General features: G+C 40.3%; 12 protein-coding genes. 10 read left to right on the top strand and 2 right to left on the bottom strand.

All coding sequences use genetic code 11. The features are described 5' to 3' along the window. The first annotated feature begins 56 nt into the window (after nt 1–56). From J7E57_RS18895 to J7E57_RS18860, 8 genes are all read left to right on the top strand, one after another. Nucleotides 57–584, top strand: coding sequence for a hypothetical protein (locus tag J7E57_RS18895; RefSeq protein WP_215124699.1), 528 nt, complete (start codon nt 57–59; stop codon nt 582–584). Nucleotides 585–678: 94 nt separating this feature from the next. Continuing rightward, entirely contained in the window at nt 679–1,935 is a 1,257-nt protein-coding gene (locus J7E57_RS18890; protein WP_215124700.1) for a putative DNA modification/repair radical SAM protein, read from the top strand. 121 nt (nt 1,936–2,056) lie between these two features. Further along, on the top strand, nt 2,057–2,821 hold the full coding sequence (locus tag J7E57_RS18885; RefSeq protein ID WP_215124701.1) for a TIGR03915 family putative DNA repair protein: 765 nt from the start codon (nt 2,057–2,059) through the stop codon (nt 2,819–2,821). 306 nt (nt 2,822–3,127) lie between these two features. Further along, a complete protein-coding gene (groES, locus tag J7E57_RS18880; protein WP_010599229.1) occupies nt 3,128–3,418 on the top strand; it encodes a co-chaperone GroES in 291 nt (96 codons plus the stop codon). A 121-nt stretch (nt 3,419–3,539) separates the two neighbouring features. Beyond that, nucleotides 3,540–5,174 carry a chaperonin GroEL gene (gene groL, locus J7E57_RS18875; RefSeq protein ID WP_131528716.1) on the top strand — a complete coding sequence of 545 codons (1,635 nt, stop codon included), beginning with the start codon at nt 3,540–3,542 and terminating at the stop codon, nt 5,172–5,174. 352 nt (nt 5,175–5,526) lie between these two features. Next, nucleotides 5,527–11,406, top strand: a complete 5,880-nt coding sequence (locus tag J7E57_RS18870) for a PKD domain-containing protein (RefSeq protein WP_251029973.1) — start codon at nt 5,527–5,529, stop codon at nt 11,404–11,406. Continuing rightward, the gene (locus J7E57_RS18865) at nt 11,403–12,422 is read left to right on the top strand and encodes a PorP/SprF family type IX secretion system membrane protein (RefSeq protein ID WP_215124703.1); all 1,020 of its coding nucleotides are present in this window, start codon (nt 11,403–11,405) and stop codon (nt 12,420–12,422) included. Before J7E57_RS18870 ends, J7E57_RS18865 begins: the two co-directional genes overlap by 4 nt. Nucleotides 12,423–12,445: 23 nt before the next feature. Then, nucleotides 12,446–13,105 carry an MgtC/SapB family protein gene (locus J7E57_RS18860; RefSeq protein ID WP_215124704.1) on the top strand — a complete coding sequence of 220 codons (660 nt, stop codon included), beginning with the start codon at nt 12,446–12,448 and terminating at the stop codon, nt 13,103–13,105. Here J7E57_RS18860 and J7E57_RS18855 read toward each other — a convergent pair. Further along, entirely contained in the window at nt 13,086–13,577 is a 492-nt protein-coding gene (locus J7E57_RS18855; protein WP_215124705.1) for an RDD family protein, read from the bottom strand. The two genes, J7E57_RS18860 and J7E57_RS18855, sit on opposite strands and share 20 nt — an antisense overlap. A 111-nt stretch (nt 13,578–13,688) precedes the next feature. Here J7E57_RS18855 and J7E57_RS18850 point away from each other — a divergent pair, with 111 nt between their 5' ends. After that, on the top strand, nt 13,689–15,116 hold the full coding sequence (locus J7E57_RS18850) for an L-serine ammonia-lyase (protein ID WP_215124706.1): 1,428 nt from the start codon (nt 13,689–13,691) through the stop codon (nt 15,114–15,116). Nucleotides 15,117–15,218: 102 nt separating this feature from the next. Beyond that, on the top strand, nt 15,219–16,412 hold the full coding sequence (locus J7E57_RS18845) for an aminopeptidase C (RefSeq protein WP_215124707.1): 1,194 nt from the start codon (nt 15,219–15,221) through the stop codon (nt 16,410–16,412). Nucleotides 16,413–16,700: 288 nt separating this feature from the next. Here J7E57_RS18845 and J7E57_RS18840 read toward each other — a convergent pair whose 3' ends face one another. Continuing rightward, nucleotides 16,701–17,612 carry an AEC family transporter gene (locus J7E57_RS18840; protein WP_215124708.1) on the bottom strand — a complete coding sequence of 304 codons (912 nt, stop codon included), beginning with the start codon at nt 17,610–17,612 and terminating at the stop codon, nt 16,701–16,703. Nucleotides 17,613–17,668: the final 56 nt, after the last annotated feature.

The raw sequence follows: 17,668 nt of genomic DNA, 5'->3' as shown, positions 1-17,668 counted from the left end.
ATAGTAAGTATTCCGAAACCATGCATTAGGGCTTAACTTTACAAAAATTAATCCTCATGCATCCTTATAAACTAAAATACCATAAAAATAGTGTTTTGTTAATCGCGATGGTTGGCATTCCTGTGTTCGTCATTTCCTTAATGCTGTATTCTCTTTTTAGTTTACCTTCATCGCTTTCCGAAACGTCCACTTTGATATTTGTTTCGCTATCAATTATTCTAATGGCACTTCTTTTATTATGGATTACCAAAACGCAAATTTTTGTACGTAGTAAAATTTTAATCAGTGAAAAAGGTATAAGTTTTAAATTAAAAAGTACTTCTTTCTTATACCGGAGAACCGAGTTTTTTTCTGGATGGGAAAATGTAACCAGTGTAACCGAAATGTTCGATAACCACAATGGAGGTTACTTTTATCAAATTGCATTTAAAGACCCGGATTTCGTGGCCAACTTTAGTCCACTTAAAAACCACGAAGTAGAGGCCGACCGCTTCTTTTCTGAACTGCAATACTATCAGGAAAGTTATAATATTGCACATCAACTGCCAATAAGCAGAAAGCTTAACCCTTCGAACAGTTTTTAGTTAACATTATTATTCCAAAATAGAATAGGTTAGACAAATCTATTTTGCTAATATTTTTAGTTATTAAACTATCTTTGTTAGCAAATATATCCCTATGTTTGATCGAATCCGTGAAAAATTAAATATTCTTGCTGACGCCGCTAAATATGATGTTTCTTGTTCATCAAGCGGCGGCACGAGAAAAAACACCAATAAAGGCCTTGGCGATAGCCATACATCCGGCATTTGCCATACCTACACTGAAGATGGCCGATGTGTTTCGCTTTTAAAAATCCTCCTGACTAATCATTGCATCTACGATTGTTTATTCTGCGTTTCGCGGAAAAGCAACGATGTAAAACGTGCAGCCTTTACCGTAGATGAAGTGGTAGAACTGACCATGAATTTTTATCGCCGCAACTATATTGAAGGCCTGTTTTTAAGCTCGGGGATTTTCAAAAATGCCAATTTTACCATGGAACGGCTGTTGCTAGTGGTTAAAAAACTCCGCTTGGAACAGAACTACAACGGCTATATCCATTTAAAAACCATTCCAGGCGCCAGCGATGAACTGATTAAGGAAGCTGGCTTATATGCTGATCGGATGAGTATTAATTTAGAAATGCCAACTGAAGCTGGCTTGAAGCTTTTGGCTCCCGAGAAAAACCACGAGGAAGTAATTAAACCTTTAGCTTTTGTGCAACAGCAGATTAACCAGTTTACTGCCGATAAAAAACTGATCAAACATGTACCAACATTTGTACCTGCGGGACAAAGCACACAGATGGTTATTGGCGCCACACCCGAGAGCGACAAAGATATTATGTACACCGCGAATACCTTTTACAAAAACTTTTCGCTGAAAAGAGTTTATTATTCGGGTTATGTACCCATTAGCAACGACACCAGGATGCCTGTACTTGGTACACAGCCACCATTGCTGAGAGAAAACAGGTTGTATCAAACCGATTGGTTAATGCGGTTTTATGGCTTTAAAGTGCAGGAAATTTTAAACGATGCCAACCCGAACCTTGATATTGATATCGATCCAAAATTAAGCTGGGCGATTAGAAATATGCAGCATTTCCCTGTCGATATTAATACAGCTGACTATAAAATGATTCTCCGGATACCAGGTATCGGCGTAATGTCGGCCCAAAAAATTGTGCAGGCCAGAAAGTTCGGAAAACTCAGGATTGACCAGTTGAAAAAAATCGGCGTAGCTTTTAACCGGGCCAAACACTTTATTATTTGTTTGGATAGCCCCTATCAGCTGAAAGATTATCAGGGCACACAGATTAAAGCTTTTATTTTGGCCGAAAGCCAGAGCAAATATTTAAAAACAGATAGCAACCAGATGATTTTGTTTTAAAAACTCTAAGGTCATCATTTCGAGCGGAGTGCAACGAAGTCGAGAAAACTATTATAGATCTCTCTCCCGAAAGTTCGGGACTACGCTTCAGTCGAGACAACGACCAACCTAAAAAAATCATATGACCTACATTTTCGATGGCACTTTTCAAGGTTTATTAACCGCTGTTTTCGAATGGTTTGAGCGTAAGCCGGGAAAAGTTGTACTAAAATCTACTTCAATTTTTCAGCCTGAAGCTTTTGCAGAAAGTTTTACAGTTAACACCAATGCAGAAAAAGCAGATCGGGTTTGGGCAGGGCTGCAAAAGAAACTCAAAAAGGATTGGCAGCGCAAATACTATTGCACCTATTTATCAGAACTGCCCGAAGCCTACAATCACCTCTTTCAGTTTACCGTATACATTTTTCAAAATCAATTGGGTGCAGAAAGTAATTATGGCAATCCGCATGTAATTGCACTGGCTAAATATGCCAAAAGCGTAGAAAGGGAAAAACACAGAATGGAAGCATTTATCCGTTTTCAAAAAACTGGTGATGGGATATTTTATGCCAATATAGATCCTGATTTTAATGTGCTTCCGTTAATATCCAATCATTTTAAAAACCGTTATGCCGATCAGCCTTGGGTAATTTACGATTTAAAGCGTAAATATGGCTTACATTATAATTTAACACGCGTTGAAGAAATTACGATCAGCTTTAGCAACGGTGCAGATAAGCAAAATCTTGCGCCAGTTTTAATGGACGAAAGTGAGGCATTATATGCCACCCTTTGGAAAGATTATTTTAAAAGCGCCAATATTGTAGCCAGGAAAAACACCAAACTACATTTACAGCATGTACCCAAAAGGTATTGGAAATATTTAACAGAGAAAGTTCCAATTTAGCTAACAACAGTTGACAACTCTAATAGCATACAGGTTAAGTCCGAGCCGTCACCCTGATCCTGAAGCTTCGGGATCAGGGGCTATGTTGCAGGAAAGATGTTCATCCCTTGGGAAAACTTAAGAATTAAATATTATATTTTGGCTAAAAAAATTAAAACTTACTGCCATGCTGACACCCACATTCTCAATTAGTGTGAAAAGTTTGACAGTTTGGTGAAAATTTGTCCCGCTAAACCTCTTGGCATAAAAAGTGTTAATTGTAAGCTTAGTTAAAAACTCAAATCAAAATAAAAAATAATAAAAGTTATGGCGTTAAACCTTAAACCAATTGCTGGCAGTTCGAACAGAGTAATAGTTGAACCGGCTGCGGCAGAAGAGAAAACTGCATCAGGTTTGTATATCCCTGATACCGCAAAAGAGAAACCATCTAAAGGAACTGTAGTTTCTGTTTCTGAAGAAGATGCTGAAGGTAAAAAAGCGAGTGTAAAAGTTGGCGATGTTGTAATTTATGGTAAATACGGTGGTACCGAATTCCCTTACGAAGGTAAAGATTACTTAATTATGCGCGAAACTGATATTTACGCTGTTGTTGGGTAATAATTAATGATTGAATGACTCAGTGTTTCAATGAGTGAATTCAGCATAAATCAAAGAAATAAATATTAAATGAGGGAAACTCAAACATACTCTCATACAATCATTCAAAATTTAAAAAACAATGTCAAAACAAGTAAAATATAACGTAGAAGCTCGTGATGCCCTGAAAAGAGGTGTTGATATTCTTGCAAATGCAGTGAAAGTAACATTAGGTCCAAAAGGACGTAACGTAATTATCGATAAAAAATTCGGTTCACCAGCAATCACTAAAGATGGTGTTACCGTTGCAAAAGAAATCGAATTGAAAGATGCCGTTGAGAACATGGGTGCTCAAATGGTTAAAGAAGTAGCTTCAAAAACAGCTGATATTGCTGGTGATGGTACTACTACTGCAACTGTATTGGCTCAGGCAATTATTACTACAGGTATTAAAAACGTTGCTGCTGGTGCAAACCCAATGGATTTAAAACGTGGCATTGACAAAGCGGTTGCTGCTGTTGTAGAAAACTTAAAATCTCAATCACAAGCGGTTGGTGATGATAACAATAAAATTAAACAGGTTGCCTCTATCTCGGCTAACAACGACGAAGTTATCGGTTCGTTAATTGCTGAGGCAATGAGCAAAGTTGGTAAAGATGGTGTAATTACGGTTGAAGAAGCAAAAGGTACCGAAACTGAAGTTAAAACAGTTGAAGGTATGCAATTTGACAGAGGTTATTTATCTCCATACTTTGTTACCAATGCGGATAAAATGGAAGCTGAATTAGAAAATCCTTACATTTTAATCTACGACAAAAAAATCAGTAACATGAAAGAATTGTTACCGGTTTTAGAAAAAACTGTTCAAACTGGCAAACCATTGGTTATCATTTCTGAAGATTTAGATGGCGAAGCTTTAGCAACATTGGTAGTTAACAAAATCCGCGGTTCGTTAAAAGTTGTTGCTGTTAAAGCTCCAGGTTTTGGTGATAGAAGAAAAGCAATGTTAGAAGACATCGCGATCTTAACAGGTGGTATTGTGGTATCAGAAGAAAGAGGTTACAAATTAGAAAATGCTGATTTAACTTATTTAGGTTCTGCTGAGAAAGTTGTTGTTGATAAAGACAATACAACCGTAATTAACGGTGCTGGTAACTCAGATGATATTAAATCACGTGTTAGCCAAATTAAATCTCAGATCGAAACGACTACATCTGATTACGATAAAGAAAAATTACAAGAGCGTTTGGCTAAATTAGCTGGCGGTGTTGCAGTTCTTTACGTAGGTGCTGCTAGTGAGATTGAAATGAAAGAGAAAAAAGACCGTGTTGATGATGCTTTACATGCAACCCGTGCGGCTGTAGAAGAAGGTATTGTTGCTGGTGGTGGTGTTGCTTTCATCCGTGCAGTAGAAGCTTTAGCTAACTTAAAAGGTGCTAATGAAGATGAAAACACTGGTATCCAGATCATCCGTCGTGCTATCGAAGAGCCATTACGTCAGATTTGCGAAAACGCAGGTATTGAAGGTTCTATCGTAGTTCAAAAAGTTAAAGAAGGTAAGGCTGATTTCGGTTACAATGCACGTACTGATGTTTACGAAAACTTAATTGGTGCTGGTGTTATCGATCCAACTAAAGTAAGCCGTGTAGCGTTAGAAAATGCAGCGTCTATTGCAGCGATGTTATTAACTACTGAAGTTGTTTTAGCAGACGAACCTGAAGAAGGTGGTGCTCCAATGCCTCCAATGGGCGGCGGTGGCATGGGTGGTATGATGTAATACCATTCTATAGCGAAATTATTTCGTGTAAAAATACACCCTCAAGGTATAAGACCTTGGGGGTTTTTTTATGCCTTATTACAGCAAAAACGAAGCTTTATCGATTCTATAACCCATTCATTTAGTTGATGTTGGTGTAAAGTTTTATAAGCGTAGTACAAAAACCACGTTCTTTGCAACGAATATTTATTGACGCGTCTTAGGCCCAGTACTCATTTCTGAGATTGGATTAAAGCAAGGTTCACTAACAAAGCTTCCGGAACGCAATAAAATCATTCCTTAGTGTTAGAGATTTATGAAGATTCGTTGTAAAAGGAAATGGCTTTTTCTTGTCCTATTTTTTGGGGCATTTTTGTGTACGTCAACAAGTTTTGCCCAAGTTAATATTGGCACAGTAGATCCTGGACCGTTTACACCTGGCAGTACGATTGCGGTTCCTTTTACTGTACCTACCAGCTGCATATCCCAGGCTAATCAATTTCAACTGTACTTATCAGATCAAAATGGAAATTTTGGTACTGAAACACTTATCGGCACTTATGCTGGCTTTTATAGCACTTACATAAACGGATTACTCCCTACAGGCATTACACCGGGCACAGGATACAGGGTAAGGGTAAAATCAACCAATCCGGCATCCATAAGCGCGGCCTCGTCGACATTTGAAGTAAAGGCAGGAGCAGCGGTTGAGGCCAAGCTAAGTTCAACTTTGTTAAATGCAGCAAACGACGAAACCTTTGGTACCTGTATCAGTAGAGCCAATAATTCTTTCTCCCTCACAAATGAATCTACAGCAAACAGTACCGTTACCGCAACCATTACCGATGAAGTAAGCGGCGGAAACTTGCCGCCAATCTCTTTTCCTACGGCAATACAGACCTTTACTGCCCAACAAGCACATTACACCATTTACACCAAAGCGGTGATGCCAAATGGCGCTGTGGCTACAAAAGCCTATCTGCTGATCAACAACAAAGCGATAACAGCTTTTGCTAACACCGGAAATACGGTGTTATGTTTACCATCTGCTGATTTTACCTTTAATGTTGATGTTACTTCAACTTCGGGCATACAAAATAATTTCCCCGGAGATATTTATACTATCACATGGGGTGACCAGGCTACAACGACCCACACCCTTTGCGAAATTATTGCCAATGGCGGCAAGGTAACGCACCCTTACACCAAATCATCTTGCGGAAGTGTTTCTACATCCAGTGCTGGCACAATTTACAACGCTTTTGATGTATCCATTAGGGTATCAAATGCTTTCTGTTCTACAATGGGGACACCTGTTTCTTCTTCGGCCAAGGTAGTGGTAAAACCGATAAACTCATTTACCTTTAATACACCGGGCTGTACAAATGCCAATATCACATTTGTTAATACCTCCCTTTTGGGCGAAAATCCGAATACCAATACACCAGCCTGTACCCCAAATAATGTAACCTATAACTGGTATGTTGATGGCGTGATTAAAGCGGCTGATAAACCAAAATCATTTAATTTAGTTTACAGTTTTCCAACACACGGAGCGCATATCATCAGATTAGAATCTAAAAATATTACTGGTGAGTGTGATGCCGATCCTGTAGAAATGACCATTTGTATTCAAGATCCACCCAAGCCTGCCTTTAGTTTACTATCCAATACAACCTGTGCCGGAACAACGTTAAAAGCGTCTGATCTTTCAGTTTTGGATAATATATGCGAAGCCGCCAATAATTACTTTTGGTCGGTTTCTCCAGCAGTTGGTTTTACAGGAGGTACAGACGCAACAAGTAAAGAACCAGTATTCAACTTTATTAATCCGGGCACTTATACCATCACCTTAAACATTACTACGCCATCTTGCGGTGTGATTACCAGTCTGCCGCAAACTGTTGTGGTAAATGAAAGCCCGACAGCTACACTTTCGCCTGATATCACGCTGTGTAACCTCGCTACTTACGATTTTAACAATACCACAACAGGGCCAACCAAAACCTCAATTACGGGCACCACCCAAGATTTACCCGATACCTACACCTGGACGGTTACACCATCAGGATCGGGCACTTACAGCTTTACCGGAGGTACAACTGCCAATACCAAATACCCATCGATTAAGTTTGATAATTACGATACTTATACGATCTCTGTTACACATAAAAATAACTGTGGTACCGTAACCAGCACTCAAAAAGTAACCTTTAGTACAGCTCCTGTTGTAAATGCTGGGTTAGACCAAAGTATCTGCTATAATGATCCCGGCTTTACCCTAAGCGGTACCATAACAGGCGCTACTACCACGCAAAGCTGGATTGGTGGATCGGGAACCTTTACACCGAGCAGAAACGATTTAAATGCAACATACATCCCGACCGCAGCAGAGAAAACAGCGGGTATAGTTACTTTAAAATTAAGGGTAACAACGGCATTGGCGGCACCTTGTAACCAGATCGATGATGATATTATTTTAAAAATAAAACCCAACATCAGCTTAACGAGTGCAGCAACTAAAACCATTTGCACGGGCAATAGCGAGACCTACACACCAACTTCTGCGGCAACAGGCGTTACTTATACCTGGACGGCTACAGGAACAGCATCTGCCTCTGGCTACACAACAACTGGAACCGGGGATATTAATGATGTACTCACCAATGCTGATCTTAATGCAGATGCAAATGTTACCTATACCATAACACCTCATTTAGAGGGTTGCGATGGAACACCATTCTTATTACTTATTGTGGTTAAGCCCAATCCCATTGCAACAGCAACGGCACCGAATCCAACAATTTGTAATGCCACCTCATCAGCCATTACGCTATCAGCAAATCTAACTGGCATAAATTATACCTATACCAGTGCGATAACCGGGGCAATAACCGGAAATAGCAATAGAGCAGTGGCATCAGCAGGGATGCAGATCAACGATATTTTAACCAATTCAGGCACCACCCCTGCTACGGTAACTTACACCATTACGCCTGTATCTACAAATGGCTGCCCAGGTACCCCCGCCAGTATTACCATTATGGTTTTGCCAAGCGCAACACTGCCAAATGCCGGCCCGGATGAAGCGATCTGCAATGCCAGCACTTACACCTTAAAAGGAAATACACCAATAGTTGGCACAGGCAAATGGACAATCGTTACTGCGCCAACAGCCGTAACTTTTGCTGATGATACTCAAGGCAATACAACAATTAATGGTTTACAGGCAGGAAATACTTATACCCTTAGATGGACGATAAGCGACACCAACTGTTCTACATCCAGTGATGATGTTCAGCTCACTGTTAACCCGCTCAGTGTTGGTGGTACAAGCACAGGCGACGTAAATGTATGTGCGGGTGCAAATAACGGAAACATCAATTTAACAGGACAGGTTGGAAATATTATCCGTTGGGAAAGATCTATTGATAACGGGGTTAACTGGTCTACCGTTACATCAACAACAAATCCCTATGTGTTTTCTAACCTCACTATAAGCACACAGTACCGTGCAATAGTACAAAGTGGTAGCTGTGCAGAAGCCATATCAACCTCAACTACCATCACAGTAAATCCTGGTACCGTTGCGGCAAATGCAGGCGCAGATCAAAACTTGTGCAGTGGAAATGGCATTACCTTAAATGGGAACAATCCTTCACCCAACAGCGGTACTTGGACTTTAACATCAGCACAAACTGGCATTACCATAACCGACCCTACACTGTACAACACCACGGTTACTGGTTTGGTACCAGGCCAGACTTATACTTTCAGGTGGACCATTTCTGGTTTTAACGGCTGCCCCCCATCCGTAGATGATGTAACGGTTACTTATTACTCACCTGTTACTAATAATATTATTGCATCATCAGCACCAGTTTGTGCAGGCCAAAGCATCGGCATTACGGGCGATACGCCTACTGGCGGGACGGGAATATTTGCCTACCAATGGCAGAGCAGTACCGATGGAAATACCTGGAGCAATATTCCTTCGGCCATCAACAAAGACTTAAGCCTAATTGTAAGCTCCTCAACTTATTTCAGAAGATTAGTGAACAGCACCATCTGTACTTCAATTAGTAATTCGCTACAGATTATCGTTTTACCAGGCCTAACCAACAATACCATTTCTGCCGATCAAAACATCTGTATCGGTGCACCTGCAGCGGCTTTAACGGGTACTACACCGAGTGGTGGCAGCGGAACTTACCTGTACCAATGGCAATCGAGTTTAAATGGAACAGCCTGGAGCGATGTATTGGGCGCAAACAGTGTAAGCTTTACACCTCCAGTACCAACCGTAAGCATTTATTACCGTCGGTCGGTAGCCAGCGGCCCTTGCAGTAAGAATTTAAGCAACCAGATTAAGATAACGGTTAATCCACATGCTAAGGCAGAATTAGTTTTTAATACAGATAAAGCTTGTTCGCCCTTTGTTTTAACAGCCACCAATATATCGGCTACGCCTTATACAGACCGCAACAATACTTACACCTGGTTTGCTAATGGCGTACAGATTGGTACAGGAATTCCCTTTCCTGGCTATACCATTGCAACAGATAACGAAAGTGTTATTATCAAATTGGTCGTAACTAGCAGCCTGGGCTGTGATAACGATGAAACCAGTCATGCTTTTAGCACAATACAAAATGTAACCGCCACCTATACACAAAATGCAACATCCGACTGCGGACCTTTAAACGTTGTTTTTAGCAATACTTCCAATTCACTAACAGCAGCTACCTTTAACTGGGATTTCGGAAACGGCACCACTTCAAATTTGGCTCAGCCGCCAGCGGTTACCTACCAGCCAGACCCAACAGGAAAAGATCTTACTTATAACGTTACTTTAAAGGCAACTACCGCCTGCGGCACCACCACGCAAACCTCAACCGTATTAGTAAAAGCAAAGCCGGTTTCCGTTTTTTCTCCTGATAAAACAACAGGCTGCTCCCCTCTCCCTGTTACCTTTAGCAATACTTCCCCTGGAAATTATACCAGCTATACCTACGATTTTGGTGATGGTTCAGCACCTTTAACCGTTACAGATAAAAATAGTGTAAGCCATACTTATACCACTTTGGCTGTGAGAGATTACATTGTAAAAATGACCGCAACCAATGAATGTGGAAGCAATGAGTCTCAATATTCTATCCACGTTTCGCCTAATGACATTACGCCAGAATTGGTAGTAAACAGCAACCAACTTAAAGGTTGTGCACCTTTAAAAGTCGATTTCTTTAACAATACCAAAGGTGCCAGCACTTTTGTTTACGATTTTGGCGATGGAAGCACTACAGTAACCCATACTGCACCCGAAACCATATCACATACATTTACCCAACCTGGAAAATATACCATTACCTTATACGCATCAAACAACTGTTCTAATGCTTCAACAATCGAAACTGTTGAAGTTTTGCCACAACCTTCTGTGAGTTTCACATCAGATAAGACAAGTGGCTGTGATGGTGTTACCGTAAAGTTTAAAAACACCAGTACAGGTGCTATTGGTTATGTTTGGGATTTTGGAGATGGTTCTCCAATATCCAACGCTATAGAGCCTACGCATACTTTTAATGACCAGGGGAAAAATTATACCGTTACCTTAACAGCAACCAATGCACTAGGCTGTACAAACAGCACTACCATAGCTGATTTTATCCATGTTGTTGCCCCACCAATCGCTACATTCACTGTTAGTCCTGGCAATGAAGTATCCATTCCCAACTATTCATTTGCCTTTAAGGATATCAGTACCGATGCCGTAAGCTGGGAATGGACTTTTGGTGATGGATCGGGATCAACCCTGCAAAACCCAAACCATACCTATGCCAATGAAGGCACTTATAATGTAACCCTGAAAGTGCTGAACAAAGAAGGTTGTTCTTCAAGCACCTTCCAATCGGTGCGGATTATTGGTGTACCGGGTTACTTAAATATCCCCAATTCATTTATGCCCGCAAGTGCGAAAAACGAGATTAAAATCTTCAAAGCAAAAGGCCGCGGCATAAAAGAGTGGCAAATGTCTGTTTTTAACAAATGGGGGCAGTTACTTTGGGAAACCACCAAACTTGACGATGGGGCCCCACTGGATGGCTGGGATGGCACTTATAAGGGACAAGAACAACCACAAAGCGTTTATTACTGGAAAGTAGATATAAAATTTATCAATGGCAGCGATTGGAAAGGAATGACTTACGATTCATCTCCTCCAAAGAAAACGGGTGTAATATATTTAATAAGATGAGGAGGAGAGAGATAATATTATTTGTATTTTGGTTGCTGCCGATGGTTTCGTTGGCGCAGGACCACATTTATTCGCAGTTTTACAATGCGCCGATTTACTTAAATCCCGCTTTAACAGGTCAGTTTGAGGGCGACATTAGGTTTAATGCCTTATACCGCAACCAATGGACGGGTCTAGCCAGTGATTTTTCGTACATGAGTGCTTCTGGCGACCTCAATCTACGGAGATTAAACAGCGGCATTGGCCTAATTTTTAACCGTAGCAGCGAGGGTACTGCTTACCTGGTAAAGAACAATATTGCCCTAAGCTATTCCTACATTATCGGCGGAGACGATTTTGCCTTGTCATTTGGCTTACAGGGAGGCATTACTAACCAAAAGCTAAACTGGGATAAACTTGTTTTTGGCGATCAGATCGATATCAATACAGGGTATATTCCTGGTAGTATTTCTGGCGCCGAAAGACCAAGTGTAGATAGTCGGTATTATTTCGACTCCAATGCAGGTGCCAATCTGGTCGTGGGGAAATTCATGATGGGATTAGCACTACATCACCTTAACCGTCCGGATGAATCCTTATCGGGTTTTCAAGCTAAGTTGCCGACGCGTATCTCAGGCAATTTAAGTTACAAGTTAACCTTGGTGCCAGATGAGTACGATCGCGATGGGAATTACCTCATCCCATCCATTGTTGCCTACAAACAGGGCAATGTAAAATCGTTCAGTGCGGGCATGCAATATAAATATGCGGGTATAAACGCAGGTATATGGTACCGCAATGATGGCAATTCGAATGGAAATGATGCGATTGTTTTTTCTGTAATCTTCGATATTTTTAACCGCAGAACAAACGGCGAAAAATTCAGGTTAGGCATCAGCCATGATGCTACAACCTCTAAAATCAACTACACCAACACCGGCGGAACATCCGAAATTGGCGCGGGTTATGAAAAATATTTTCCAAATAGTTCGAATGGTGGCAGGTCAAATGGCTTAAGATGTTACGATTTTTATTAATTTGCCTTTGATAATTCAAGGCGATGAACGAGATCATAGACCAAAACCATTTCATTACACAAAGTGAAATCAATAAATTTCTATTGGCTACCCTGCTTTGTGGCATAATCGGAGCAGAACGAGAATACAGAAGTAAATCTGCCGGACTCAAAACCATGATGATGATTGGTTTGGGTGCTACCCTATTTACCATTCTGTCCATCAAAATCGGGCCAACCAGTCAAGACCGCATTGCCTCTAACATTGTTACTGGAATCGGATTTTTAGGCGCCGGGGTAATTTTCAAGGAAGAAAACCGCGTTAAAGGACTCACCACGGCTTGTATCATCTGGATTGTTGCTGCAATTGGAATGGCCGTAGGATCAGGTTATTACGAACAGGCTATAGGGGTAACCATTGTGGTTTTATTGGCGTTGATTATTTTCCCTTTTTTAGAAGAAATTGGCGATCGTCGTTTTACCAAAAGGCTTTACCGCATTGTTAAAAAACAACATACCCATGGCGATTTAGAAAGTTATGAAGAAGTTTTCCGCGAAAGTAAACTTAAACCCCAACGTGGGAAACACCAACTGGTAGATAATATTATCACAGGAAACTGGATTGCTACAGGCACGCCTAAAAATCATCAGAAATTTGTGGAGCGCATGCTTAAAGATGATGAGATTATTGAGTTTGATTTTTAACCGAATCAAACAGATCTACCCTTTGGGTTTGTAAGGCCAGTTTTTTCTCGTCAACCACCATTGTGTCTGACCAGCGATCGTGCCAGGGGCTACTAGGAGTACCTAAAGCGCTTAACGCATTAAATGGGATAGCCCTTACAATATTCCGGACAAATATTTTTTGAAAAGACATATCACTACCATCCTCGTTTACGGCCCTTGTGCCGGTAACTAATTTACCTATCGATCTTCCGTTAGACATTGCTTCGGTCACAAACATCACTATACCATAAAACAATAGCGAAACTAAACGCAGTGACAAGTCATCTACCCCCACTAAAAGGCTTGGCTTTAAAACACCGATCACTATTCCAAGTCCGAATGCAAGGATATAAAATACGATTACATCGATAATATAATTAACGAATCTTTTTCCGGTACTAGCCCGGCAGTAATCCAAGTTAATTTCGAGGTAGTTATTATTGAAGTTCATTTTTAGAGCGTGTATATCAGACCTTTCTAAGGTAAAACATTTTGATGCTCAGTCAAAATTAATTCATCAAAAATCATAAAACAATCATAGCTTTGTGTAACTATATTCATAATGATCAAGGAACAGATTTCAGTTTTCGATATTTTTAAAATAGGCATCGGCCCATCCAGTTCACATACCTTAGGCCCATGGCGGGCCGCACAACAGTTTGCAGCTTCGCTTGCCCAAAACAATTTGATTGATGAAATTGAGGGCATAAAAATATTGCTTTATGGTTCGCTTGCCAAAACAGGTAAAGGCCATGGAACTGACGTAGCTATTCTACTCGGTTTAACAGGAGCTGATCCGGTAACTTTTGATGTAGATGCCGTTACACCAACCTTCGAGCGCATCCAAAGAGATAAGAAATTAAATCTTGCTGATCATTTAATTCTTGATTTTGATTACGATAACGACCTGCTTTTTCTTTTTGCCGAAAGTTTGCCCTTTCACCCAAATGCGGTTACTTTTCAGGCATTTTTAAAAGGGGGAAGAGCATTTTCAGAAACCTATTACTCTATTGGTGGCGGTTTTGTGGTAAAAGAAGGCGAAGACAATAGTAAGAAACCACAGGTAGACCTTCCCTTTCCTGTAGAAAAAGCAAAAGACCTTTTACACTGGTGTTTATCTACCGGTTTAAAGGTGAGCGAAATCGTAATGGAGAACGAACTGGCCTGGCGTACTGAAGCAGAGACAAAAAAAGGCATTCTACAGCATTTTGCGGTGATGCGCGATTGTATTTATCGCGGATGCCATACCACAGGGTTTTTACCCGGCGGTTTAAATGTGGCACGCAGGGCATTTCCGCTAAATAAACGATTAATTGGTAAAAGTGAATATTCAGATTATAATAGCTGGGTAGAAGCCATTAGAAAAGGTGGAAACGGCTTTAATTATACTTTAGATTGGGTAAGCTGTTTCGCGCTAGCTGTTAATGAAGAAAATGCATCTTTTGGCCGTGTGGTAACTGCCCCTACCAATGGTGCCGCAGGCGTAATTCCAGCCGTATTACAATATCTTATTACCTTTTGCGATAGTTACAGCGAAGAAAAAATCATCCAGTTTATTGCCTGTGCTTCAGAGATAGGCAGTATTTTCAAAAAAGGAGCAACCATATCAGCCGCCATGGGCGGATGTCAGGCCGAAATTGGCGTTTCCTCGGCCATGGCTGCAGCAGCGCTAACCGAGTGTTTAGGCGGCTCGCAAAGACAGGTTTTAATGGCAGCAGAAATTGCCATGGAACATCATTTGGGTTTAACCTGCGATCCGATTGGCGGTTTGGTACAGATCCCTTGTATCGAAAGAAATACCATGGGCGCTATTAAAGCCATTACAGCCAGCCAGTTAGCGTTACAAAGCAATCCTGATAAGGCAAAAGTAAGTTTGGATGCAGTAGTAAATACCATGTGGGAAACCGCCCTCGACATGAATGCCAAATACAAAGAAACATCTGACGGAGGATTGGCAACCAATATTCCAATCAGTTTACCAGAATGTTAATTCAACATTGTTGCAATAAAATGATCGATTTATTACAAATTTCCTGGCGCCAAATCACCAAGTATTTTTACATTCGCTGAATTATTAATTATTCATAAAAAAATGATCAACTACACAAAAATCAGTGTGATTGGTTTGGCTTTGTCGTTATCTATATCGGCGACTTATGCGCAAGACAATCTCGTTAATTCTTTAAAAAACAACCAAAGCGAAAACAGTGCTTCTTCTTTTAAATTTACTGAAGTGATTAACCTGGCCAATACACCAGTTCAGAATCAAGGATCTTCAGGAACTTGCTGGAGCTACTCTACCAACTCATTTTTAGAATCAGAAATGATTAAAGCTGGTAAACAGCCCGTAACGTTATCTCAGCTTTTTTCGGCCCGTAACGCTTATGTAGAAAAAGGTAAAAATTACGTGCGTATGCATGGTGCGGTTTCATTAGGCGATGGTGGTGCTTTGCACGATGTAATCAACATGTACAGAAAATACGGTGCAGTTCCGCAAGAGGTATACACCGGATTAAATTATGGCACTAAAATTAATAAAACTGCAGAGCTTGGCGATATCGAAAAAGGTGTTTTAGAAGCTGTTGTAAAGAATGCAAATGGCGAGTTAACCCCAAACTGGTTAAAAGCTTATACTGGTGTAATTGATGCTTATTTAGGTACAGTACCAGAAAACTTTACGTACAATGGCAAAAAATACACACCAAAAACTTTCGCTCAGGAAGTGGTAGGTTTAAATGCCGACAACTACGTAGAACTTTCATCGTTCAACGATCACCCTTTCTATAGCAAATTTACTTTATTAGTGCCTGATAACTGGTCTTTCGATCAGGTTTATAACGTTAAAGTAAACGAGTTAACAGACATCATCGATAACGCTTTAAAAGGTGGTTATACCGTTGCATGGGCTACAGATGTAAGCGAAAAAAACTTCAGCTGGAAAAACGGTGTGGCTTTTGTTCCACAAACGCCTTTCGCTGATATGACTGTGAAACAGAAAGCAGATATGTTTAACGGTCCGCAGCCAGAGATGGAAATTACGCAGGAGAACCGTCAGCTTGCTTTCGACAACTACCAAACTACTGATGATCATGGTATGCACATTGTCGGTTTAGCCAAAGATCAAACAGGTAAAGAATATTATATCGTTAAAAACTCTTGGGGAGCAAGTAACGATTATAAAGGATATTTATACGTAACCAAAAACTACGTAAAATATAAAACAACGGCAATTTTATTAAACAAAACAGGTATTCCATCTGCAATTTCTAAAAAATTAGCTTTGTAACTAAATCTAAATCATTAAAGGAGCCGCAGAAGAAATTTTGCGGCTTTTTTGTTGGAGTTTAACCGCAAAGGGGGGCGAAGGTTTTCGCAAAACCTAATTGTCGTCACCCTGAATTTATTTCAGGGTCTATCCTAGCAAGAAAGATGCTGAAACGAGTTCAGCATGACGATCGTGTCAAGAAATTGTGTTAAAAATTGGTCTCTACGAATAAATGTTAATCGAACTTAAGCGCATAAGATTCCCTCTGCGCCTTCTCTTTGCATACTCTGCGGTTAAAACGAGATAATTTTAAACCAGGCCTGAATAAGTTAACACCAACCACCATAAAGCCGTGGTGATAAAACACAATAAAATTCCGATTCCAACCACCAAATTAGAAAGCTTCGGATTAAGGTTATACTGATCGGCTACCAAACCAGCGGTTACGAGTGTTGGCATAGCCATTTCGAAAATCGTTATTTTGGTAATCATTCCATTCATACCTAAAACAAGTGCCATAACTAAAACTACCAATGGCGCTAAAATCAGTTTATACAATAAAGCAAAGCTGATGTGTTTCAATTCACTAAACCAACCGCCAAATTTTAGCTGCAAACCTATTGAAAACAATGCCAACGGGCCAACCGTACCAGCCAGTTTCTCGAATAATGGATCTAGTGAAGAAAGGTTAATAAAATGTGGGAGGGTAAGTGCTAAAACGCAACCAATAAGCGGTGGGAAAGTCATTACTTTTTTCAATACCAATTTCGGGCTTAACTTTTGATTCTGCGTGGACCGGATGGCTACAATAACGCCAATGGTAGCTAAAAGCATAAAGGTAACCTGATCGCAGATAATAGCGACAGCTAGTTCTTTTTCGCTAAAATAAGCTACAATTAAAGGAAATCCTACAAATGAAGTATTACTTAAAGAACTGGTTAGTTTTAACCCACCAGCAGTGGATTTATTAATATTCCGGATGCGGCTATACAGGGTAATAAATAACCATCCAAATAGCCAGACACAAATTGGTGCCAGTACAGGAAAGAATAGATCCTTAGTCCAGGTAATGTGTGGCAGATATTTAAAAGAAACTGCGGGTAGTGCGATATAGATAATCCAGGCATTAATGCCTTTGTGCGCATCTTTGGGGAGCGATTTGCTTTTTCTGAAAAGAATCCCGGCTAAAATGCATAAACCTATAATAATGAAGTTTGCCATTGTTAGCGTAAAGATAATTTATAAAAGAAAAACGCCAATAAGAAATGTACTTATGG

The organism is Pedobacter sp. ISL-64, from assembly GCF_018613605.1.
Classification (GTDB): Bacteria; Bacteroidota; Bacteroidia; order Sphingobacteriales; family Sphingobacteriaceae; genus Pedobacter.
The sequence above is the reverse complement of the archived record's forward strand: the minus strand, read 5'-3'. Positions and strand labels throughout refer to the sequence as shown.